Here is a 23,715-nt window from a genome sequence, read left to right as displayed (position 1 = left end):
CGCTAAACTCATCGAACCATCTATTTTTATTCACTTGTGACAACATAAGATATGAAAAACTGTGTAAGAGATAACCACATAAGAATATGGGTGTGTAAAAAAAACTCTCAGAGTAATTCGTACTAAATAAATTTCATAGAGCGGAATTTATTTACAAGGATATTTTTAAATAATTATACAAACTTCATTAATTAGTTGATCTATTTTATGTATAGTAAAGCTGTCGAATAAAGGATCTATTTTTCTTGTTCTAATAAGTAAATAAACAAATCAGCAGTTGATTGTTGTAGCCATTTGAAATGATCATAGTTAGTGAGATTGGTATTAGACAGAGAAAAACCTATAATAGAATTTAGAATGCATATAGGCTATCAGGACGTTTAAATAAGGGATAAACAACATCAAATTTACAAACAATTAGCCGCTATACATATCCCTTATATGTCATTCCACATCCTTTGAGAATAATGTGTTTTATCGTTTTTTTGGCTTGCTCAAAATCATCATAGCTAAGTTCACGATTAAAAGCTGCCTCAATTTCTACAGCAGAATTAGCGTAATACTGAGTTGCTCCCCAAATTGTAAATAACAAATGGTACGGGGATATAACATCTATTTTACCTTGCAACTGCCAAGACTCTATAACCTTCGCTTTATCTGCAATCCAAAGTTTGAAGTCAGTATTTAAATACTCACTTAAATGAGGTGCTCCATGTAGTATTTCACTGGCGAAAATTATTGATGCGGTAGGGTTAATACGTGAATATTCAATTTTTGCGTCTATGTAGTTTGCAATAGTTTCGCTCGGATCATCGGTTGACTTGATGTCTGAAAAGGCATTATTCCATAAATCTGTAATATGAGTGAGCACAGCACCATAAAGTGCTAATTTATTTTCGAAATAGTAATGAATATTAGTTCTGGGTAACTTCGCTGTTTCTGCAATGCGAGATATTGAAGCACCATTGAATCCATACTGCTTAAATTCTTGAGCGGCTGCCTCTAGAATCTTACTAATATTTAGCGTACGTGCCTTTTGTTGTCGGCTTACTAATGCTTCATTGGTAACTTTTATTTTTTTCATATATCAATCTGTAACTTAGGGATAACTAGTGCTTTTTAAAAACATCTACCAAATCACTCATCGGTTTCTTCTGTTCTAGTTTTAAACGATTAGTAATTCCATCTATATGTTGAGACATAAGCTTGCTAGCTTTTTCAACTTGACCTTTTTGCATCACATCTATTAATTCGAAGTGTTGATAATAGGAGCATTTAGGCGAATCTGGTGTTTGATACAGCACAATAACTAAAGATGTTTGCGGTATTAAAGTAGTGACAATTCGCTCAAGTGTAGAATTTTTAGATAATTTAGCTAACATCAAATGAAAGTCTCCACCTAACTGTATACCTTCAACAATTTGTTCTAAATCTATATTATCTTGTTCTGCTTTTACGATTCGCCTTAAAAGGTCGTAATCGCTTGCTGTAGCATGCTTAATAACATCTTTAATAATTGCTACTTCAATTAACTTCCTGGCTTCAAGAATATTCATCGCTTGTTTAGTAGTAGGTGTAGCAATAAAAGCACCTTTATTAGGTTGAATTTCAATAATATGATCTTGCGACAATCGTAATAAGGCGCTACGAACAGTAGTACGACCGACATTAAATATTTTAGATAAATTATCTTCGGTGAGTTTGGTACCAGGATGTAAACGAAATGATAATATGGCATCAAATATTTCTTTGTAGATTTCTTTATCACTTATTTTTTTATTTTTTTCATGAGTTTCTAGCGCTTTTTTCATCACTTTCCTAAATACAAACCGATAGTTTATCTTAAATACTACAATATGTAGTATATACACAAATATCATAAAGATGCGAGTAACAGAAAGCAAAAAAACCGTAGGATAAGCTATGGATTTTTGACGTGCATGGATGCACTAATGTCGAGCTGCCATGTTCTTACAAGGATGTAAGTCATTAGGGTAATGCAGGATCAATTACCGAGATGGCAAGGAACGACCTAAAGAGAAGTCTAGCAATGTCCCACTCTCACATAAAAGGAAGAACACCCACACGCTATACCATCCGCCGCTACTGCGTTTCACACAAAGCAAAAAGCCCGACTCTTGCGGATCGGGCTTTTGACGTGCATGGATGCACTAATGTCGAGCTGCCATGGATGGCAAGGAACGACCTAAAGAGATGTCTAGCAATGTCCTACTCTCACATAAAAAGAAGAACACCCACACGCTATACCATCCGCCGCTACTGCGTTTCACACAAAGCAAAAAGCCCGACTCTTTCGAATCGGGCTTTTTTAAAGAGAAGTCTAGCAATGTCCTACTCTCACATGGGAACTCCCACACTACCATCGGCGCTACTGCGTTTCACTTCTGAGTTCGGAAAGGGATCAGGTGGTACCACAGTGCTATTGTCGCTAGACAAAAAACGTTTTGTACATGGATGTACTTATGTCGCGAAGCCATGGATGGCTAGGAGCGACGTATCTCCATCTACAAATTAATTCGGAAAGCTTTATAAATACGTGTTATTCAATCTAATTCACTCTAACTCACTACTGAGTACGTGATTTGTGCTTATCGCACTCGTCAAACAAACAACCCGTTTACGTCTCTATCGAGCACGCAAAACTATTTGGGTGTTGTATGGTTAAGCCTCACGGGTAATTAGTATTGGTTAGCTCAATGCCTCGCAGCACTTCCACACCCAACCTATCAACGTTGTAGTCTCCAACGACCCTTTAGGGAGCTTAAAGCTCCAGTGAGAACTCATCTCAAAGCCTGCTTCCCGCTTAGATGCTTTCAGCGGTTATCAGTTCCGAACGTAGCTACCGGGCAATGCCATTGGCATGACAACCCGAACACCAGTGGTTCGTCCACTCCGGTCCTCTCGTACTAGGAGCAGCCCTCTTCAATTCTCAAACGCCCACGGCAGATAGGGACCGAACTGTCTCACGACGTTCTAAACCCAGCTCGCGTACCACTTTAAATGGCGAACAGCCATACCCTTGGGACCGACTTCAGCCCCAGGATGTGATGAGCCGACATCGAGGTGCCAAACACCGCCGTCGATATGAACTCTTGGGCGGTATCAGCCTGTTATCCCCGGAGTACCTTTTATCCGTTGAGCGATGGCCCTTCCATACAGAACCACCGGATCACTATGACCTACTTTCGTACCTGCTCGACGTGTCTGTCTCGCAGTTAAGCTGGCTTATGCCATTGCACTAACCGTATGATGTCCGACCATACTTAGCCAACCTTCGTGCTCCTCCGTTACTCTTTAGGAGGAGACCGCCCCAGTCAAACTACCCACCAGACAGTGTCCCCAAGCCCGATAAGGGCCCTAGGTTAGAACATCACGCATACAAGGGTGGTATTTCAAGGTTGGCTCCACCGCATCTAGCGACGCGGTTTCAAAGCCTCCCACCTATCCTACACATGTAGGAGCAATGTTCACTGTCAAGCTATAGTAAAGGTTCACGGGGTCTTTCCGTCTAGCCGCGGGTATACGGCATCTTAACCGCAAATTCAATTTCACTGAGTCTCGGGTGGAGACAGTGTGGCCATGATTACGCCATTCGTGCAGGTCGGAACTTACCCGACAAGGAATTTCGCTACCTTAGGACCGTTATAGTTACGGCCGCCGTTTACCGGGGCTTCGATCATGAGCTTCGCCGAAGCTAACCCAATCAATTAACCTTCCGGCACCGGGCAGGCGTCACACCGTATACGTCATCTTTCGATTTTGCACAGTGCTGTGTTTTTAATAAACAGTTCCAGCCACCTGGTTACTTCGACTCTCCGATGCTTACGCAGCAAGTGCTTCACATTAGAGAGCGTACCTTCTCCCGAAGTTACGGTACTATTTTGCCTAGTTCCTTCACCCGAGTTCTCTCAAGCGCCTTAGTATTCTCTACCTAACCACCTGTGTCGGTTTGGGGTACGGTTCCTATATATCTGACGCTTAGAAGCTTTTCCTGGAAGCATGGCATCAATGACTTCGTGTCCTTGGACACTCGTCTCGTATCTCAGCCTTAAGGATACCCGGATTTACCTAAGTTTCCAGCCTACATACTTTCACACGGACTACCAACGCCGTGCTCACCTAGCCTACTCCGTCCCTCCTTCGCAATATATAGAAGTACAGAAATATTAATCTGTTTCCCATCGACTACACCTTTCGGTCTCGCCTTAGGGGCCGACTTACCCTGCCCTGATTAACATGGGACAGGAAACCTTGGTCTTTCGGCGGGGGAGTTTTTCACTCCCCTTATCGTTACTCATGTCAGCATTCGCACTTCTGATACCTCCAGCAAGCTTTACAACTCACCTTCAACGGCTTACAGAACGCTCCCCTACCACTAGGACGTATCCTTAAGGTATCTGTTGACTTCGCTTCCCAACTCAACGTTCGGGTGAGCTTGACCGTTTTTCTTCTCTAAAACAATGAGAAAAACGTTAGTCTTAAATAGCTTAAGTGATACGTCCTAATCCGCAGCTTCGGTGCATAGTTTAGCCCCGTTACATCTTCCGCGCAGACCGACTCGACTAGTGAGCTATTACGCTTTCTTTAAAGGATGGCTGCTTCTAAGCCAACCTCCTAGCTGTCTATGCCTTTCCACATCGTTTCCCACTTAACTATGACTTTGGGACCTTAGCTGGCGGTCTGGGTTGTTTCCCTCTTCACAACGGACGTTAGCACCCGCAGTGTGTCTCCCGCATATCACTCATTGGTATTCGGAGTTTGCAAAGGGTTGGTAAGTCGGGATGACCCCCTAGCCTTAACAGTGCTCTACCCCCAATGGTGTTCGTGCGAGGCTCTACCTAAATAGATTTCGGGGAGAACCAGCTATCTCCCGGCTTGATTAGCCTTTCACTCCGACCCACAAGTCATCACCGCATTTTTCAACATACGTGTGTTCGGTCCTCCAGTTGATGTTACTCAACCTTCAACCTGCCCATGGGTAGATCGCCGGGTTTCGGGTCTATACCTTGCAACTAAACGCGCAGTTAACACTCGCTTTCGCTACGGCTCCCCTATTCGGTTAACCTTGCTACAAAATATAAGTCGCTGACCCATTATACAAAAGGTACGCAGTCACCCCGAAGGGCTTCCACTGCTTGTACGTATACGGTTTCAGGTTCTATTTCACTCCCCTCACAGGGGTTCTTTTCGCCTTTCCCTCACGGTACTGGTTCACTATCGGTCAGTTAGGAGTATTTAGCCTTGGAGGATGGTCCCCCCATGTTCAGTCAACGTTTCACGTGTGCCGACCTACTCGATTTCATGATAAGTTTATTTTCGTGTACGGGGCTATCACCCTGTATCGCTGCCCTTTCCAGAGCATTCCACTAATTTACAAACCACTTAAGGGCTAATTCCCGTTCGCTCGCCGCTACTAAGGAAATCTCGGTTGATTTCTTTTCCTCGGGGTACTTAGATGTTTCAGTTCTCCCGGTTCGCCTCTTTACGCTATGTATTCACGCAAAGATACTTGCTTATGCAAGTGGGTTTCCCCATTCGGATATCTCAGTCTGTAACGGTTTTTATCACCTTAACTGAGCTTTTCGCAGATTAACACGTCCTTCATCGCCTCTAACTGCCAAGGCATCCACCATATACGCTTAGTCACTTAACCATACAACCCCAAATAGTTTCCTATTGTGGTGTCTTGATGACAAGACCAAGACTGAATGTATGTCTGACATTTTCACGTACTCGTTATGGTACTTATTGCTAAGTAGTCATAATGGAGTTACTTGAATTAGATTTTTCGTTAACAGATAACAAGTTATCTCTTAACCAGCTCGTTCGATGACCGATAAAATCATCTGACTCGCTGTGGGTAGTTATCATTATGCATTTGAGCGCGCGACACGCCATTTGCCTGATAAATACCGGTATTTATATCAGCTTTCCAAATTGTTAAAGAGTTCGTTTTAGGACGCATTCGCCTAACCCGTGGTTTAAAAAACCAAACGTAATCTATTCATCTGAATACCTTAAGTTTGGTTTCTATTTCCTTTAGAAGAAGTGGTGGAGCTAAGCAGGATCGAACTGCTGACCTCCTGCGTGCAAGGCAGGCGCTCTCCCAGCTGAGCTATAGCCCCTCTTTTACTCAAAGAGAGTGGGTAACATGTTATTAAAGCAACTTCAATTACGTGATAGACAAGGCGAATAAATACGACGTGTGCAACGCGCACATGAGTGTTTATTCAACGCAGTATCTCGCGTAATTTGGTAGGTCTGGGCAGACTTGAACTGCCGACCTCACCCTTATCAGGGGTGCGCTCTAACCAGCTGAGCTACAGACCTATATAAATTGCCCGAAGCTTACATGTTAGGACTTCTTCTTTACTTTAGTTATCATTGCAATTTGTGTAGACACTCTGAAATGCAAGCATTTCCATTGAGCCGTTTTACTTCAAGATAAGGAGGTGATCCAACCCCAGGTTCCCCTAGGGTTACCTTGTTACGACTTCACCCCAGTCATGAATCACAAAGTGGTGACCGTCCTCCCGAAGGTTAAACTAGCCACTTCTTTTGCAACCCACTCCCATGGTGTGACGGGCGGTGTGTACAAGGCCCGGGAACGTATTCACCGTAGCATTCTGATCTACGATTACTAGCGATTCCGACTTCACGGAGTCGAGTTGCAGACTCCGATCCGGACTACGACGTACTTTGTGTGATTCGCTCCACCTCGCGGTATTGCAGCACTCTGTATACGCCATTGTAGCACGTGTGTAGCCCATCCCGTAAGGGCCATGATGACTTGACGTCGTCCCCACCTTCCTCCGGTTTATCACCGGCAGTCTCCTTAAAGTTCCCGACTTAACTCGCTGGCAAATAAGGATAGGGGTTGCGCTCGTTGCGGGACTTAACCCAACATTTCACAACACGAGCTGACGACAGCCATGCAGCACCTGTCTCACAGTTCCCGAAGGCACAAATCTATCTCTAGAAATTTCTGTGGATGTCAAGGGATGGTAAGGTTCTTCGCGTTGCATCGAATTAAACCACATGCTCCACCGCTTGTGCGGGCCCCCGTCAATTCATTTGAGTTTTAACCTTGCGGCCGTACTCCCCAGGCGGTCAACTTAGCGCGTTAGCTACGCTACCCACAGATCAAGTCCACAGACAGCTAGTTGACATCGTTTACGGCGTGGACTACCAGGGTATCTAATCCTGTTTGCTCCCCACGCTTTCGTGCCTCAGCGTCAGTATCTGTCCAGGTGGCCGCCTTCGCCACTGATGTTCCTTCCAATCTCTACGCATTTCACCGCTACACTGGAAATTCCACCACCCTCTACAGTACTCTAGCTAACCAGTTTCAAATGCAGTTCCGAGGTTGAGCCCCGGGATTTCACATCTGACTTAATTAACCGCCTACGCACGCTTTACGCCCAGTAATTCCGATTAACGCTCGCACCCTCCGTATTACCGCGGCTGCTGGCACGGAGTTAGCCGGTGCTTCTTCTGTTGCTAACGTCACAGTGCAAGGGTATTAACCTTACACCTTTCCTCACAACTGAAAGTGCTTTACAACCCGAAGGCCTTCTTCACACACGCGGCATGGCTGCATCAGGGTTTCCCCCATTGTGCAATATTCCCCACTGCTGCCTCCCGTAGGAGTCTGGGCCGTGTCTCAGTCCCAGTGTGGCTGATCATCCTCTCAAACCAGCTAGAGATCGTCGCCATGGTAAGCCTTTACCTTACCATCTAGCTAATCTCACTTGGGCTAATCTAAAGGCGAAAGGTGCCGAAGCATCCCCTCCTTTGGTCCGTAGACATTATGCGGTATTAGCAGTCGTTTCCAACTGTTGTCCCCCACCTAAAGGCATATTCCCAAGCATTACTCACCCGTCCGCCGCTCGTCAGCAGATAGCAAGCTATCTCTGTTACCGCTCGACTTGCATGTGTTAAGCCTGCCGCCAGCGTTCAATCTGAGCCATGATCAAACTCTTCAATTAAAAATCGTTTGTGCGCTCCTCTACCTAAGTAAAGGCTCGCTGCTCAATGAATTCTGTCGTGTTATCCACCGAAGTGAATAACTACATAAAACGTACTAATTATTCTTCCCTAATAAAAGGAGAGAAAATTAATACTTATTTGTGTGACTTCTTCATTGCGCTGTTTTTGCTACCTAAGTAGCTGGTAAAATCAACATCAATGTGAGTGCCCACACAAATTGCATGATAACTAATTGTTAAAGAAATTCTTCGACTTACAAGAAGTGGAAGAAAAGTTAAAGCACATTCGTTTAACTTTATCGCTGTAGGCCTTGCCTTAAGCGAGATGCGCATTCTACGCATTTGAATTTTAATGTCAACAGGTTTTTTAAAAAGTTTTTAAATTTATCAAAACATTTTTAAACCTTAGTTAACCGTTTAAGAAGCTAAAGCGCTTAGTAAACATTTTAAATCCACTTACTTCGGGTTTCCCTGAAGAAGTGGAGCGCATTTTAGGGATTTTTGCCGCTACGTCAACAGTTAATTTTAATTTATTAAAGCATTTTGTTTAAGTGCTTATTTAACGAACAAATCAAACAATAAACAGGCATGCTTGTGCAATATTATCAACGCGCTGTGCCTTCACTTCATTGTTATCATGGTATTGGCTAGATAATAATAGTCTATTATTTATTCCTGCAGCTTTAGCTGCTTGCATGTCAGAGACTTTATCGCCAATAAATACACTTTGTCCAACATCAATATTATGTTCACGCACTGCTTGTAAAATCATTCCTGGCTCAGGTTTTCTGCAATCACATTTAATAAGGAATTCTTTATTAGCATTTGTTGGATGATGTGGACAATAGTAAACATCATTTATAGTAATACCTTTATAGCTAAACTGCTTTTTCATCCATTGCGTTAATTTTTCAAATTGCTCAATTGAATATTTGCCGCGACCAATACCTGATTGATTGGTTATAACAATTAATTGGTAGCCCTTTTCCTGCGCTAGATGGCATAAGGAGAAAATACCCTGAACAAATTCAAAGTTTTCACTTTGATAGACATAGCCATGATCAATATTAATGATCCCATCACGATCGAGAAAAAGTGCTTTATTCTTCATATAAATGTTATCTTTTCAGCATTAAAATTAAAAAAGCGAGTATAACTCGCTTTTATCAGTGTTTAATATCAATTTGTATAACAACAATTACATTGCTAAACCGCCATCTATTTCTACTACTCTGCCAGTAAAGAAATCGTTTTCAAATATATATTTTACGGTATGAGCAATTTCATCTGCTTCACCAAGGCGCCCTACAGGTTTCATTTTTTCTAATCGATCGCGCATTTCAGGTTTCATTGCATCTGTCATCGCGGTACGAATTACACCAGGTGCTATTGCACCGACACGAATACCATGACGACCAAGTTCTCTTGCCCAAGTAACAGTCATAGCAACAACACCAGCTTTAGAGGCTGCATAGTTTGTTTGGCCCATGTTACCTCCACGAGCTATTGATGACATATTAATGATAACGCCTTTTCTACCACTTTCAATCATGTGAACAGCAGCTTCGCGGCCGCATAAAAACACTCCCGTTAAATTAACGTCAATGACTGATTGAAATTGATCTAAAGACATTTTTTTACTCACTACACCATCTTTAGCTTTGACAAACATTCCATCACGTAAAATACCGGCATTATTAATTAAGCCATCAATACCGTTAAAATCAGTATTAATTTGAGAGAAAGTTGCTTCAACTTCACTTTCATTCGTTACATTCGCCAAATAATACTTTGCGCTTGAGCCAGCATGTTCAACTAGGGTTACCGTCTCTTTTAATGCCTCTTCATTTAAATCAATTAATGCTAATTTAGCGCCATGCTGAGCTAAATTAAGAGCCATAGAACGACCAAGTCCTTGCCCGCCACCAGTTATTACAATTACCTTGTCAGCTAAATTCATTTACTTTCCTTTACTATTATTTTAAAACTTTTTTAATTTTGTTGATTCACTAGAGTAAAAAACCAGTCAACTTCTTTTGGATCAACTTTACTGATTTGATTATATTTCCAGTGCGGCTGGTTGTCTTTGTCAATAAGAAGAGCCCTAACGCCTTCAAAAAATTCAGTGTGTTGGCAGCAACGCATCGACAAGTTTAACTCATGTTTAAAGCACACTTTCAGCGGCAAACCTGCGCACTTATTTAGTTGATGATAAATCAAATTTATACTCAATGGACTGCCATGTTTTATTTTCTGTTGTGCTTTATTAAACCAAGCCGACTCTATATTTTCGTTGATAACATCATGATAAATAGTGATGATATCACTAGCAGATGTTACTTTTTCTATAACCGCTAAGTGATCTAAAATATTTGAATGAGACTTTTCAACATAGAGTGTTTGATATTTATTAAGTAATTCAGATAATAATTGTTGATTTTCCTTATTATTATCTGCCCAAGGAAGATTAATAAACTCATAAAGTATTAATTGCTTACTTGTAGATTGAATTTGGTAATCCGCTAACTTGAGTTCTTTCGCATCAGCTCCATTAAAGTTCATTCCCGTTAGACCTAGAAATAAGCCAACACCTTTAGGCATTTGATTTAAAAACCAACTTGCTCCAACATCTGGATATAAACCTATTGTAACTTCAGGCATTGCCATTAACGTTCGTTCAGTAACAACTTTATGACTTGCTCCTGCCATTAAACCAATACCACCTCCCATAACATAACCATCAGCCCATACGAATATTGGCTTTTGTGACTCATGAATGAGTAGATCTAATTGGTATTCTTTTGTAAAAAACTCAACGCCTAAAGAATCCTTAACTGTATTATCAGTGAGCCTTTCGTCTACAACACCTTGACGCATTGCAACAATATCATGATAAATACTAACGACATCACCACCTGCGCAAAATGCTTTATCTCCAGCACCTAATAGCACAATTACCGCAATAGCATCATCATTTTGCCAATGCTTGATTTGATTTAGCAGTAAATCAATCATAGTTAAGTTGAGTGCATTTAACGATTTTTCTGAATTTAGCAGGGCTGTGCCAATTTTTTTACCATTTGTTGTTTGTACTTCTGAGAATAGCACTAAGTCTTGATGCATTGTACCTTACCTATTTTATCTGTTGGTCTATCTCTTAAAAACTATAAGTTAGCGTCAATTTCAACAACAGTTCTGCCCGTTACTGTACCTTCGACGTAAGCTAAAAATGCATCTGGTAGCTCGCTAAAAGCAATGGTAGTTGCTGCAATTAAATCAAGCTTTGTAGGTTTTAAATCTGATGCTAAACGCTTCCAGCCCTGTTCTCTAACTGACAGTGGCATTTCAACTGAATTAATACCTAACAAACTGACACCACGTAAAATAAATGGCATTACTGTAGTATCAAGTGTAATTCCACCAGCGAGTCCTATTGATGCAATATTACCCCAAACATTAGTTGTACGCGTTAGCCAGGATAAGGTTTCACCGCCAACATTATCAATAGCACCGCCCCATTGCATGCTTTCAAGTGGTTTTGTCCCCATTTCAATCTCGTGTCGGCTGATAAGGCGACTGGCTCCAAGGGCTGTTAAATATTCTTCTTGTTCAGTTTTCCCAGTAAAGGCGACAACTTCATAACCGATATTAGACAACATATTAATGGCAAAACTGCCAACGCCACCTGTTGCGCCCGTAACAACAATAGGTCCACGCTCTGGAATTTGGCCATTATCTTCCATGCGTTGAATCGCAAGTGCTGCAGTATAGCCAGCAGTACCAATTGCCATTGCGTCTCGTAAGGTTATGCCATCAGGTAGGTTAACTACAGAATCTGCTTTTACGCGGGCGAATTCTGAATATCCCCCATCATAAAGTTCAGATAATTGTGCTCCGCATACTAAAACTTTATCGCCAGCTTTAAACCTATTGTCAACTGAGCTAACAACAACACCCGATAAATCAATTCCGCCAACCAGTGGATAAGTACGTAATATGCGCCCTTTTCCCGTGGCCGCTAGTGCATCTTTATAATTAATGTCAGAATAGGCTACTTTGACCACCACTTCACCGTCAGTTAAGTCATTAAGCGTTATTTGCTCAAAACCACTATTAATTTTTTTATCTTCACCTTGATGGATTCTAAATGCATTAAAACGTTCTGGAACGATCATATTAATAACTCTATAGTAATTAAGGGATATAAAGTGTAAGTAATCAGTTAGTCTAGCTCTATTAGACTATAGTGTTATTACGCTGTAAATTGAGTACGTACAGCGTAATATACGACGTTATCAACTACATATTGCGTCGATACTGACCGCCCGCCTCAAACAATGAGTTTACAATCTGCCCCAATGAACAGACTTTACAAGCGTCCATCATCAATTCAAATATATTCTCATGTTTAATAGCTGCTTCTTGTAAGCGTTTAAGTAGTTCTTGCGCCTCATTTTCATTAGCTTTATTTAAACTGGCTAACATGTCAATTTGGTAATTTTTTTCTTCTTCTGTTGCTCGAATAACCTCATCAGGTATTACCGTTGGAGAGCCTTTTGAACTTAAAAAGGTGTTAACACCAATAATTGGGTATTCACCAGAATGTTTTAAATGTTCGTAATGTAAGCTTTCTTCTTGAATTTTGCCACGTTGGTACATTGTTTCCATTGCACCTAACACACCACCACGCTCGTTAATTCGATCAAACTCCGTAAGCACTGCCTCTTCAACTAAATCAGTTAACTCTTCAATAATAAAAGCACCTTGAATAGGGTTTTCATTTTTAGATAGTCCTAATTCTCGGTTAATAATTAATTGTATAGCCATTGCTCGGCGTACACTATCCTCAGTTGGTGTTGTTATCGCTTCATCATAAGCATTAGTATGTAATGAGTTACAATTATCATTGATGGCATAAAGTGCCTGTAACGTTGTACGAATATCATTAAAGTCAATTTCTTGCGCATGTAATGAACGACCCGAGGTTTGAATATGATACTTAAGCATTTGTGCACGAGGATTTGCATTATATTTGTTTCTCATCGCTTTTGACCAAATACGACGAGCAACCCTACCAATAACGGCGTATTCTGGGTCAATCCCATTTGAAAAAAAGAACGATAAATTAGGACCAAATTCGTTAATGTCCATTCCACGACTTAGGTAATATTCAACAAAAGTAAAACCATTAGCTAAAGTTAACGCTAATTGAGTAATAGGATTAGCGCCTGCCTCTGCAATATGATAACCAGAGATCGATACTGAATAGAAGTTACGAACCCCCTTCTCAATGAAATACTCTTGTACATCGCCCATTAAACGTAGTGCAAATTCAGTTGAAAAAATACAAGTATTTTGCGCTTGATCTTCCTTAAGAATATCAGCTTGAACCGTTCCTCTAACTAAAGTTAACGTTCTTGCCTTTATGTCTTCATACACTTTTGGAGGTAATACTTGATCACCAGTCACTCCTAATAACATTAAGCCTAAGCCATCATTACCTTCGGGCAGTTCGCCTTGATAAGTTGGGCGCGAACAACCTTTATCTTTATAAATTTTAGTAATAGTGGCCGCTACTTCCTTTTCTAATCCATTTTCAATAATGTAGCGCTCACATTGTTGATCAATTGCTGCGTTTAAGAAAAAGCCTAACAGCATGGGAGCCGGACCATTTATCGTCATAGAAACAGATGTCATATGATGGGCTAAGTCAAAACCAGAGTAGAGTTTTTTAGCATCATCCAAACAGCAAATAGAGACACCAGCATTACCAATTTTTCCGTAAATATCAGGACGAATAGCCGGATCGTTGCCGTATAAGGTTACTGAATCAAATGCCGTTGATAAACGTTTGGCTGGCATACCCTTTGATACATAGTGGAAACGCCGGTTAGTTCGCTCTGGGCCACCTTCACCAGCAAACATGCGCGTTGGGTCTTCACCTTCACGTTTAAATGGAAATAACCCCGCAGTATAAGGGAATTCACCAGGCACATTTTCTTGTAAATTCCATTTTAAAATATCACCCCAACCTTGATACTTTGGCATACTAATTTTAGGTATATTACTGTCAGATAAAGATTTGGAGTGTGTCTCGATTGATAGTTCTTTGTCACGCACTTTAAACTTAAACTCAGGATCTTTATAGCGTTGTACTTTAGCTTCCCACTCTTCAAGTAAAAGTTTATTTTTAGGATCTAAATCTAATTCTACTTTCGTATAGAGCGCTTCAAGTTGAGTTACTAAGTCATCTGATACCGAGGTACCTGTTTCTTTGGCTGTTTCAATGGCTTTGTAAATACCATAAAGTTTTTGTGCTGTTCTCGCCTGTTTTTCAACCCAAGCATCGTAACTACGGTTATTTTCAGAAATTTCGGATAAATAACGAATGCGGTTACCAGGGATAACACTACTTTTGTTCGCTAATGTCCCGTCTGTAGATAAAATATCGCCAACAACTAATCCAGCTTTATTATTTAGTTCTGTTATTACCGCATTATAAAGCTCGGTCATACCGCGATCGTTAAATTGTGATGCAATTGTACCAAAAACAGGCACTTCATCATCACCTGCTTCAAACATGCCACGATTACGTTTATATTGTTTTTTTACATCCCGCAGAGCATCTAAAGCACCACGTTTATCAAATTTATTTAGCGCGATAATATCAGCAAAATCTAACATATCTATTTTTTCAAGCTGAGTAGCGGCGCCATATTCTGGGGTCATTACATATAAAGAAACATCTGAATGCTCTTCAATTTCTGTATCTGATTGACCAATACCTGACGTTTCTAAGATAATTAAATCAAAATCAGTCGCCTTTAAAATATCTAAGGTGTCATGAACGTAAAGCGATAGCGCTAGGTTTGATTGACGCGTAGCTAAAGAGCGCATATAAACACGGTCATTATTAACTGCATTCATACGAATGCGGTCACCTAGCAAAGCACCACCTGTTTTACGTTTAGAAGGGTCAACTGAAACAATGGCTATTTTACTATCTTGTGTTGCCATTAAGAAACGTCGAATTAATTCATCAACTAATGATGACTTACCTGCGCCACCGGTACCTGTAATACCTAAAACGGGGGTTTTACTTACTGAGGATATTTTGCGAATTTTATCTAGTGCGGCTTTGTTTTCTTCAGGCGCATTCTCAGCAGCTGAAATTAATCGAGCAATTGCCTGTTTGTCGTTTTTCTTTAAATTAGCAACATCATCTTTTTTAACATTAGTACCTGTTTTAAAGTCACAGCGTTCAAGCATATCATCAATCATACCTAACAAGCCCAACTCACGGCCATCATCAGGTGAATATATGCGGGTAATGCCATAATCTTGTAGCATTTTTATTTCTTCTGGCAAAATAACACCACCACCGCCGCCCACAATACGAATATGCTCACAACCACGCTCTTTTAAAAGATCGTACATATATTTAAAATATTCGTTATGCCCACCTTGATAAGAAGTCATCGCAATCGCATTAGCATCTTCCTGAATCGCGGTGTTAACAACCTCTTCAACACTTCTATCGTGCCCTAAATGAATAACTTCAGCACCACTCGATTGCAAAATACGGCGCATAATATTTATTGCTGCGTCATGACCATCAAATAAGGAAGCCGCTGTGACAATGCGGATTTTGTTTTTTAGCTGATATCTTTGTGTAGTCATTTAAAATACTCTTTTAATAAAGTCTGTAATTTAAGCTTACTATCGATTTACTGCACACAGGCAGTTTTAGTAAGGTCTTGCTGTTATCAATTTTCGTTAATTAATTAAAGCACGCATCTCAACGCATTAAAATTGATTTTATTGTTAAATTGATGGACTATATTGGCATCGATACACTTAAAAATAGTTTTTAGATGTCTTTAAATATTTCTAATCATAATAAGTCAAGAAACTCACCCGTTTTCATCAAAGACATCCGACTTGTTATTCCTTTGTTCTTATTGAACAAACTTAAAAACCACCCTCTGACACAAGGAACTTATCCAGTCTCATTAGGGAAAACCACGCATCAAGAAAATGTAAAAATAAATCATCTCAGTGCGAGACATCATTGTTTAATATATTGTCAATCTGGTAGTGCAATAGTAGACCATAAAAATAGAAAACGAGAAGTAAACCGAGGTGATCTTGTGATCTGCTCGCCTGATGAACAACTTCTATTTTCTACAAAACCAGACAAGAACAATGCCTTCTTTTGGATAAATTTTACAGGGAACCTTGCTCAGGACTTTGCCGAAAGATTATTAATGAAAATGGATGATGGTTTAGCTAACGTCGGGTTACTCACAAATATCATCAACGACTTTGATGATTTGCTCGCCCTTGGCAGCAGAGGTTATACCGCTACAAATGTTATACATGCCGTGCACGTTTTACAGCAAGCACTTAGTTTTCTTGCTTTACAGTTGCGCCTTACTGCTTTTAAAAGCAATGCTACCTTTGACATTGACGATATTGAAACGTTAATGCGTAATAATTTACATCAAGAATTAAGCCTTGATACATTAGCGCATTATAGTCGATTATCTAAATTTCATTTTGCCAAGAAATTCAAAGAGCTAACTGACACAGCCCCCATACAACATTTTATTAATATGAAAATGCAACAAGCCTGCAGTGAGCTCGATAACAGCGATAAAACGATTAAAGTAATTGCTGAATCACTTGGTTATAGTGATCCCTATTATTTTTCGCGCTTATTTAAAAAGATCATCGGTATGTCACCTAAGCAATATAGAGATTCAAGGCATAAATAATCGTTTAGCTAATACGATAGAAAATCATTTGATTATACCCAAACCACCTCAAGACGCGAGTTTCAGTTGGAATTAAAAGCGATTTAGACAAGGTATTGATTACAAGTAATAGTGGTTCTATTGTTAAAATGAATAACGCAGTATAAATTGCTTTTAAACCAAACTTTTAGGCGCTTCTCAGGCACTTACTCTCATCGTTGTTACGTCTTAAAAGGGACTGCCATTTTTGCAAACTCGATATTAAGTGCCTGTGAAACGCTGGATTCTGCTTCTTGAGGTGGCTCGGGTATTTAATGTGGTAGCTTCAAAATAATTAAACAGCGAACGTTAATTACACAAGGTACTTTATGAAACAAGTCATTATATTAGGAACTTCAAGATCGAATGGAAATACTCATAAACTAGTTAAGCTCTATCAAGAGTACTCACCTGCAGATATTATTAATTTAAGCGACTATTCAATTTCACCGTATGACTATGAACATAAGAATATAGATGATGATTTTGCGAATTTAATTAAAAACGCCCTAAATTACGATCATATAATCTTTGCCTCGCCTATTTATTGGTATTCGATGAGTGCACAAATGAAAATATTTTTTGATCGTTTATCAGATTTATTAACCATTAATAAAGAGTTGGGTCGAAGGCTACGAGGTAAAACGTGCGCTATATTGGCGACAGGATTAGAAATAAAAGCACCCAAATGTTTCGAACAACCTTTTATTCTAACAGCTAATTACCTTGGTATGCATTATCAACAAATGTTTTATTGTTCATGCAATGAGCAATTTATTGTACAAAAACATTTACCACCCTTGATAAGTTATTTAGGTATGCAATCCACTTATCAATAATGATTAAACAGGTTTTATCGTTAAAAACTCAGTAAATTAAAAGCAAAAAAGATTATAATAATTAACATAAAAACTATATTTCAGTTAAAGCTTTTTCTTTAGCAATTAAATTAAGTACCTTGTGTAGCTTGGTGGTTAAATAGGATAACAACAAGCTTTTTTTGGCTGTAAACAATTGCTGTTCGTTCTTAGTTAAAGCAACTATACAATCGAGTTGTAAACTACCATTTTCTTGGTAGCAGATAACATCATCAGCATAGCACTTTATGTTTATATTACTTTTTTGCTCAGAACTTAGTTTGTTATTTTGTTCGGTATAGTTTGAAAAATCATTTGGTGTTTCAAGCAGAAAACAAATCGTAAAAATACGTTCTTCGTCGCCATACCAGCCTGCTGTCATCGTTTGAAAATTAAATTGTGCTTCTAATTTATTACAAGCACTAGCTAACGAATTAAATTGTTTTAGCAATTCATCACTGGGAATTATTGAAATAGGTAACTGATCAGATATCAACATTGTTAGCATGTTAAGTTCAAATTATATAATCACTTTATCTGATTGGTTTTCATTTTCAACTAATTCATTCAACCTGTCATTTGAATGACAATTAAATGATGACCAACAACCTCTAATGACTCATAGCCGTCGGTAGTGCATTGAAACAACTCCCCTTGAGCTAATGTTAAAATTTCGGTACTAACAGATTTACCCGATCCTTTAACTGAAGCCATAGTGACTCTTGCCTCGCCTTCTATGCTATAAATAAATAACAAGCAATTAGCGATTATAGTGAAAGCAGCTTGTTGCGTGATCAGTTGAACCTTACTATCAATAACCTTTGTGTTTGTAATTATATTAAAATCTGTGATCTCACCATTAACTAACTTTCCATAAGTTTCATTAGCACCATCAAATTCAGCGATATCAAGTTTATTGACTAGTCTGTCGATTGATTCTACTGATGAAAGTACATTTTTATGGGTTAATTCAATACCATTACCATTAATTAATATTAATTGACGCTGATAGCCCTCAAAGTTTGAGAAAACACCATTTTTCGTAACTTTTGCCATACTTAAGCGCCAATCAAACCGCTTTAAAGTACCACCGTTATTTATCGCTAATTCAGTTGTTTCACCTAAACCATTTTTCCATGGTGTTGTGATAAAGTCTTTAGATTGTTTAATTAAATACATGGTCAAATTCACTGAGTAAAAGAAAAGCCGCAGAGCACTACTGCTCAGCGGCTTAAAAATGAAGTTACCTAAATAAGAAGGTAAATAACGCTATAGCATTTCAACAGCTATCGCCGTTGCTTCACCGCCACCAATACAAAGTGAGGCTAAACCTTTCTTCAATCCTTTATTTTTTAGCGCATGAATTAAAGTTACCATGATACGAGCACCACTAGCGCCTAGCGGGTGTCCTAATGCACAGGCACCACCGTTAACATTAACTTTTTCAACATCTAACGCTAATTCTTTAATTGCCAACATAGTGACCATAGCAAATGCTTCGTTGATTTCCCATAAATCAACGTCAGCTGTTGTCCAATTCGCTTTTTCAAGTACTTTTTTCATAGCGCCAACAGGTGCAACTGTAAATTCGGCAGGTTTTTGTGCATGCATTGCATGCGCAACAATTTTACATAAAGGTGTTAAACCACGTTTTTCTGCTTCTGATTGCTTCATCATTACTAATGCTGCTGCACCGTCCGAAATCGAGCTAGAGTTAGCAGCGGTAATAGTACCGTCTTTTTTAAACGCGGCACGTAACGAAGGAATTTTATCTGGGCGAGCGTTACCCGGTTGTTCATCAGTATCAACAACGACATCACCTCTGCGTGATTTAACCGTTACTGAGGCAATTTCATTTTTAAATGCTCCACCTTCAATTGCGGCATTAGCACGAGATAAAGAGCGAATTGCATACTCGTCCATTTGCTCACGAGTAAAGCCGGCATCATCTGCTGTTTCTTGTGCAAAGCAGCCCATTGCTATGCCGTCATAGGCATTTTCTAAACCGTCAGTCATCATGTGATCTAGTACTTTGCCATGTCCCATTTTAATACCTGAACGACCTGAAGGTAATAAGTGTGGTGCATTCGTCATACTTTCCATACCGCCTGCAATTGCGATATTAATAGAGCCCGCTAATAAAGCGTCATGTGCCTGCATCGCTGCTTTCATACCAGAACCACACACTTTATTGATTGTGGTACAAGTAGTTGATAATGCCATATCAGCTTCTAATGCTGCTTGGCGTGCCGGTGCTTGCTTTAAACCAGCAGGTAACACGCAGCCCATAATAACTTCATCAACCTGATCATTGGCAATTTTTGCAGCATCTAAGGCACCACGTATTGCGGTAGCACCAAGAGAAGGCGCGGTCACAGCAGAAAAACAACCAGAAAAACCACCCATTGGCGTTCGGGTAGCAGAAACAATAACAATAGGATCAACAGTAGACATATAGTGGTACTCCACATTTATAACGATAAAAATTGGCAATAGATTAGCTGAAAAATTAGGTTTACGCCAACGTAAAGTAAACCGATTAGATACTACTTTATTACCAGATGGAAAGTGAATTGAACAAAGAAGAATAACTGTACGGTAAAATTTCCACAAATATCACTTTTTTATTTAAAGTGAAATACTTCAAACTTTACGTTTACGTAAACTTCATGTAAGGTTTGAGCATCAAAGAAAAACAGAGCTAAAATATGAGTACCTCGTCTCGAATTACCTATTCAATAGGTGATCTTGCTAAAGAGTTTGATATTACCACCCGCAGTATTCGTTTTTACGAAGATCAGGGGCTAATTCATCCTACTCGCAAAGGTCAAACAAGAATTTATAACCAAAGAGATAGAGTTAGGCTAAAGTTAATTCTACGCGGCAAACGTTTAGGATTTTCGCTTGCTGAAACTGGCCGACTCTTTGAATTATACGACGCTGACAAAAGTAGTGTCACTCAATTAGTGACTATTATGGACTTAATTACTCAAAAACGAGCTGATTTAACCCAGCAACTTGATGATATACAAGCCGTTTTAGTAGAGCTCGATGGTCTAGAAGCAAATTGTAAAGAAACACTGGCTAGAATTGACAAATAACTTGTACTAATAACATGCCAATTACGCCCCCAACAACTTATTATTATTAGGATTTACCATGATTTCACGTTACTCATCACTCAACTTTAATTTAGGTGAAACGGTCGACATGATCCGCGATCAAGTTAACGCTTTCGCCCGAGACGAAATAGCCCCACGCGCTGAAGCTATCGATAAAGAAAACGAATTTCCAATGGACTTATGGCAAAAATTTGGTGACATGGGTCTATTAGGTATGACTGTTGAGGAACAATACGGTGGTTCAAACCTAGGGTACCTTGAGCACGTTGTTGCTATGCAAGAAATCTCAAGAGCTTCGGCTTCAGTTGGTTTAAGTTATGGCGCAATGTCTAACTTATGTCTTAATCAATTAAGTAAAAATGGTAGCCATGAACAAAAACTAAAGTATCTTCCTAAGTTATGTACTGGCGAACATATTGGCGCTTTAGCAATGTCAGAGCCTAATGCAGGCTCTGACGTTGTCAGTATGAAGTTACGTGCAGACAAAAAAGGTGATAAATACATATTAAACGGCAATAAAATGTGGATCACTAATGGTCCAGACGCCCATGTATTTATTATTTACGCAAAAACAGACACAAGTGCAGGTTCTAAAGGGATTACCGCTTTTATTGTAGAACGTGACTACCCTGGTTTTAGCCGTCATCAAAAACTCGATAAACTCGGCATGCGAGGTTCTAACACTTGTGAACTTGTCTTTGAAAACTGTGAAGTTCCTGCAGAAAATATTTTAGGTGAAGAAGGCAAAGGTGTTCGTGTATTAATGTCTGGCCTTGATTACGAACGTGTTGTTCTCTCTGGCGGCCCATTAGGTATTATGGACGCTTGTATGGATCTCGTTGTACCTTATATTCACGACCGTCAACAGTTTGGACAATCGATTGGCGAATTCCAATTAGTACAAGGTAAAGTTGCAGATATGTATACCCAAATGAATGCAGCAAAATCTTATATCTACATGGTTGCTCAAGCTTGTGATCGTGGTGAAACAACGAGAAAGGACGCCGCTGCTGTAATTTTATATTCTGCCGAGCTTGCCACCAAAATGGCATTAGATGCTATACAGTTACTTGGCGGAAACGGTTACATAAATGAATTTCCAGCGGGTCGACTATTACGCGATGCTAAGCTTTATGAAATAGGCGCTGGTACCTCTGAAATACGCAGAATGCTAATTGGTCGTGAATTATTTAACGACTCAAAATAATAAAGTAATATCATTACAGTAGAGTACCCAAACCTTTCGTTTATGTACTCTACACAATAACTTTACTTCTCATTTGATAATAAATAACAAGCTAATAAGGTAATATACCGTGGCTAAAATCACTTCTAAAATAAATACACGTAGCCCAGAATTTATTGAAAATGCTGAGCATATGCAATCGCAAGTAAACGATTTAAAAAGTAAACTAGAAAAAATTAAATTAGGCGGTGGTGAGCGTAGTCGAGAGCGCCATCTATCGCGTGGTAAGTTACTCCCTCGCGATCGTGTGTATGCATTATTAGATGCAGGTTCGCCTTTCTTAGAACTCTCACAACTTGCTGCTTATGACGTATATAAAAATGATATTCCTGCGGCTGGTATTATTACCGGTATTGGTAGAGTGTCAGGTCAAGAGTGCATTATTGTAGCCAATGACGCAACGGTTAAGGGCGGTACTTATTACCCTTTAACCGTAAAAAAACATTTACGCGCTCAAGCTATCGCACAAGAAAACAATTTACCTTGTATTTATTTAGTTGATTCAGGTGGCGCAAACCTACCCAACCAAGATGATGTATTTCCTGATAAAGAGCACTTTGGTCGTATATTTTTTAACCAGGCCAATATGTCAGCCCAAGCTATACCACAAATAGCGGTAGTGATGGGCTCTTGTACAGCAGGTGGGGCATATGTACCTGCAATGGCTGACGAATCTATTATAGTAAAAGAGCAAGGAACTATTTTTCTTGCGGGCCCTCCTCTTGTAAAAGCAGCTACAGGTGAAGTGGTCAGTGCAGAAGAACTAGGTGGTGCTGATGTGCACTGTCGTACTTCTGGTGTTGCTGATCACTACGCCCAAAACGATCATCATGCTCTGGAAATTGCGCGCACTGCAATTAACAATATCAATCGCGTTAAACCAGTTACTATGAATATTCAAAGCGTTGAAGAACCATTATACGATAGCAAAGAAATTTATGGCGTTGTACCAAAAGATGCTCGTCAACCCTATGATGTTCGTGAAGTTATTGCTCGTGTAGTTGATGGTAGTACTTTTGATGAATTTAAGGCACTTTATGGTACGACCTTAGTATGTGGTTTCGCACATATTTTTGGTTACCCCGTTGGTATTATTGCTAATAACGGCATACTTTTTGGTGAGTCAGCACAAAAAGGGGCTCACTTTATTGAGCTTTGTGCTCAACGCAAAATTCCATTAGTGTTCTTGCAAAATATTACTGGATTTATGGTTGGACAGCAGTATGAAGCTGGTGGCATTGCTAAACATGGCGCTAAAATGGTAACAGCAGTTGCTACTGCAAAAGTACCTAAGTTCACCGTACTAATTGGGGGTAGTTTTGGTGCAGGTAACTACGGAATGTGCGGTCGCTCATACGATCCTCGCTTTTTATTCATGTGGCCAAATGCACGCATTTCTGTCATGGGCGGAGAGCAAGCTGCAGGAGTATTAGCGCAAGTAAAACGAGATCAAAAAGATAAATTAGGCGAGCAATGGTCTGTTGAAGATGAGCAAGCGTTTAAACAGCCGATTATTGACACTTATGAACACCAAGGCCATCCCTATTATGCATCAGCACGCTTATGGGACGATGGCGTAATTGACCCAGCTGAAACCAGACAGGTACTCGGCTTGGCTATCTCTGCCTCATTAAATAAACCTATTGAAGATACCAAGTTTGGTATCTTCAGAATGTAGGAAAAGAA

General features: G+C 39.8%; 15 protein-coding genes, 2 tRNA genes and 3 rRNA genes. 5 read left to right on the top strand and 15 right to left on the bottom strand.

What is annotated here, in order from left to right; all coding sequences use genetic code 11:
* Positions 1–424 precede the first annotated feature (424 nt).
* The 12 genes from QUD79_RS07110 to QUD79_RS07055 all read right to left on the bottom strand — a co-directional run bounded on the left by QUD79_RS07110 (position 425) and on the right by QUD79_RS07055 (position 15,689).
* Positions 425–1,084 carry a TetR/AcrR family transcriptional regulator gene (locus tag QUD79_RS07110; protein ID WP_184423958.1) on the bottom strand — a complete coding sequence of 220 codons (660 nt, stop codon included), beginning with the start codon at positions 1,082–1,084 and terminating at the stop codon, positions 425–427.
* A 25-nt stretch (positions 1,085–1,109) separates the two neighbouring features.
* A complete protein-coding gene (locus QUD79_RS07105) occupies positions 1,110–1,811 on the bottom strand; it encodes a GntR family transcriptional regulator (RefSeq protein ID WP_184423957.1) in 702 nt (233 codons plus the stop codon).
* A gap of 528 nt (positions 1,812–2,339) precedes the next feature.
* Positions 2,340–2,454: ribosomal RNA gene (rrf, locus tag QUD79_RS07100) — 5S ribosomal RNA — on the bottom strand.
* 224 nt (positions 2,455–2,678) lie between these two features.
* A 23S ribosomal RNA gene (locus QUD79_RS07095) occupies positions 2,679–5,674 on the bottom strand.
* Positions 5,675–6,070: 396 nt separating this feature from the next.
* A tRNA-Ala gene (locus QUD79_RS07090) sits at positions 6,071–6,146 on the bottom strand.
* Positions 6,147–6,274: 128 nt separating this feature from the next.
* Positions 6,275–6,351, bottom strand: a tRNA-Ile gene (locus QUD79_RS07085).
* A gap of 115 nt (positions 6,352–6,466) precedes the next feature.
* Positions 6,467–8,009: ribosomal RNA gene (locus QUD79_RS07080) — 16S ribosomal RNA — on the bottom strand.
* Together the 16S, 23S and 5S rRNA genes with 2 tRNA genes alongside form the textbook arrangement of a ribosomal RNA operon.
* A 571-nt stretch (positions 8,010–8,580) precedes the next feature.
* Positions 8,581–9,120 carry a D-glycero-beta-D-manno-heptose 1,7-bisphosphate 7-phosphatase gene (gene gmhB / locus QUD79_RS07075; RefSeq protein WP_184424794.1) on the bottom strand — a complete coding sequence of 180 codons (540 nt, stop codon included), beginning with the start codon at positions 9,118–9,120 and terminating at the stop codon, positions 8,581–8,583.
* Between the two features lie 87 nt (positions 9,121–9,207).
* Positions 9,208–9,969 (bottom strand): SDR family oxidoreductase, encoded by a 762-nt coding sequence (locus QUD79_RS07070; RefSeq protein ID WP_184424793.1) that lies wholly within the window; start codon positions 9,967–9,969, stop codon positions 9,208–9,210.
* 32 nt (positions 9,970–10,001) lie between these two features.
* Complete coding sequence (locus QUD79_RS07065; RefSeq protein ID WP_184424792.1) at positions 10,002–11,132, bottom strand: enoyl-CoA hydratase/isomerase family protein; 1,131 nt, start codon at positions 11,130–11,132, stop codon at positions 10,002–10,004.
* 41 nt (positions 11,133–11,173) lie between these two features.
* Positions 11,174–12,184: an oxidoreductase gene (locus QUD79_RS07060; protein ID WP_184424791.1), complete on the bottom strand. Its 1,011-nt coding sequence runs from the start codon at positions 12,182–12,184 to the stop codon at positions 11,174–11,176.
* A gap of 124 nt (positions 12,185–12,308) precedes the next feature.
* Positions 12,309–15,689, bottom strand: a complete 3,381-nt coding sequence (locus tag QUD79_RS07055; RefSeq protein ID WP_184424790.1) for a methylmalonyl-CoA mutase family protein — start codon at positions 15,687–15,689, stop codon at positions 12,309–12,311.
* 194 nt (positions 15,690–15,883) lie between these two features.
* Here QUD79_RS07055 and QUD79_RS07050 point away from each other — a divergent pair, with 194 nt between their 5' ends.
* Positions 15,884–16,786, top strand: coding sequence for an AraC family transcriptional regulator (locus QUD79_RS07050; RefSeq protein WP_184424789.1), 903 nt, complete (start codon positions 15,884–15,886; stop codon positions 16,784–16,786).
* A gap of 347 nt (positions 16,787–17,133) precedes the next feature.
* On the top strand, positions 17,134–17,643 hold the full coding sequence (locus QUD79_RS07045; protein ID WP_184424788.1) for a flavodoxin family protein: 510 nt from the start codon (positions 17,134–17,136) through the stop codon (positions 17,641–17,643).
* A 73-nt stretch (positions 17,644–17,716) separates the two neighbouring features.
* Here QUD79_RS07045 and QUD79_RS07040 read toward each other — a convergent pair whose 3' ends face one another.
* The 3 genes from QUD79_RS07040 to QUD79_RS07030 all read right to left on the bottom strand — a co-directional run bounded on the left by QUD79_RS07040 (position 17,717) and on the right by QUD79_RS07030 (position 20,115).
* The gene (locus tag QUD79_RS07040; RefSeq protein ID WP_184424787.1) at positions 17,717–18,169 is read right to left on the bottom strand and encodes a hypothetical protein; all 453 of its coding nucleotides are present in this window, start codon (positions 18,167–18,169) and stop codon (positions 17,717–17,719) included.
* Between the two features lie 59 nt (positions 18,170–18,228).
* Positions 18,229–18,840 carry a HutD/Ves family protein gene (locus QUD79_RS07035; RefSeq protein ID WP_184424786.1) on the bottom strand — a complete coding sequence of 204 codons (612 nt, stop codon included), beginning with the start codon at positions 18,838–18,840 and terminating at the stop codon, positions 18,229–18,231.
* A gap of 90 nt (positions 18,841–18,930) precedes the next feature.
* Positions 18,931–20,115, bottom strand: coding sequence for an acetyl-CoA C-acyltransferase (locus QUD79_RS07030; RefSeq protein WP_184424785.1), 1,185 nt, complete (start codon positions 20,113–20,115; stop codon positions 18,931–18,933).
* Between the two features lie 254 nt (positions 20,116–20,369).
* Between QUD79_RS07030 and QUD79_RS07025 the strand changes: the two genes are divergently transcribed.
* The 3 genes from QUD79_RS07025 (at position 20,370) to QUD79_RS07015 (ending at position 23,707) form a co-directional block, all read left to right on the top strand.
* A complete protein-coding gene (locus tag QUD79_RS07025) occupies positions 20,370–20,762 on the top strand; it encodes a MerR family transcriptional regulator (RefSeq protein ID WP_184424784.1) in 393 nt (130 codons plus the stop codon).
* 58 nt (positions 20,763–20,820) lie between these two features.
* Positions 20,821–21,990 (top strand): isovaleryl-CoA dehydrogenase, encoded by a 1,170-nt coding sequence (locus QUD79_RS07020; RefSeq protein ID WP_184424783.1) that lies wholly within the window; start codon positions 20,821–20,823, stop codon positions 21,988–21,990.
* Between the two features lie 109 nt (positions 21,991–22,099).
* The gene (locus QUD79_RS07015; protein WP_184424782.1) at positions 22,100–23,707 is read left to right on the top strand and encodes a carboxyl transferase domain-containing protein; all 1,608 of its coding nucleotides are present in this window, start codon (positions 22,100–22,102) and stop codon (positions 23,705–23,707) included.
* Positions 23,708–23,715: the final 8 nt, after the last annotated feature.

Source organism: Thalassotalea piscium (assembly GCF_030295935.1).
Lineage (GTDB): Bacteria > Pseudomonadota > Gammaproteobacteria > Enterobacterales > Alteromonadaceae > Thalassotalea_B > Thalassotalea_B piscium.
The sequence above is the reverse complement of the archived record's forward strand: the minus strand, read 5'-3'. Positions and strand labels throughout refer to the sequence as shown.

Bases quoted from the DNA above. Each gene is read 5' to 3' on its own strand.
- QUD79_RS07035 (WP_184424786.1), bottom strand. From the start codon at position 18,840: ATGTATTTAATTAAACAATCTAAAGACTTTATCACAACACCATGGAAA.
- QUD79_RS07020 (WP_184424783.1), top strand. From the start codon at position 20,821: ATGATTTCACGTTACTCATCACTCAACTTTAATTTAGGTGAAACGGTC.
- QUD79_RS07055 (WP_184424790.1), bottom strand. From the start codon at position 15,689: ATGACTACACAAAGATATCAGCTAAAAAACAAAATCCGCATTGTCACA.
- QUD79_RS07110 (WP_184423958.1), bottom strand. From the start codon at position 1,084: ATGAAAAAAATAAAAGTTACCAATGAAGCATTAGTAAGCCGACAACAA.
- QUD79_RS07040 (WP_184424787.1), bottom strand. From the start codon at position 18,169: ATGCTAACAATGTTGATATCTGATCAGTTACCTATTTCAATAATTCCC.
- QUD79_RS07030 (WP_184424785.1), bottom strand. From the start codon at position 20,115: ATGTCTACTGTTGATCCTATTGTTATTGTTTCTGCTACCCGAACGCCA.
- QUD79_RS07045 (WP_184424788.1), top strand. From the start codon at position 17,134: ATGAAACAAGTCATTATATTAGGAACTTCAAGATCGAATGGAAATACT.
- gmhB (WP_184424794.1), bottom strand. From the start codon at position 9,120: ATGAAGAATAAAGCACTTTTTCTCGATCGTGATGGGATCATTAATATT.
- QUD79_RS07065 (WP_184424792.1), bottom strand. From the start codon at position 11,132: ATGCATCAAGACTTAGTGCTATTCTCAGAAGTACAAACAACAAATGGT.
- QUD79_RS07070 (WP_184424793.1), bottom strand. From the start codon at position 9,969: ATGAATTTAGCTGACAAGGTAATTGTAATAACTGGTGGCGGGCAAGGA.
- QUD79_RS07105 (WP_184423957.1), bottom strand. From the start codon at position 1,811: ATGAAAAAAGCGCTAGAAACTCATGAAAAAAATAAAAAAATAAGTGAT.
- QUD79_RS07025 (WP_184424784.1), top strand. From the start codon at position 20,370: ATGAGTACCTCGTCTCGAATTACCTATTCAATAGGTGATCTTGCTAAA.
- QUD79_RS07060 (WP_184424791.1), bottom strand. From the start codon at position 12,184: ATGATCGTTCCAGAACGTTTTAATGCATTTAGAATCCATCAAGGTGAA.
- QUD79_RS07050 (WP_184424789.1), top strand. From the start codon at position 15,884: ATGTCTTTAAATATTTCTAATCATAATAAGTCAAGAAACTCACCCGTT.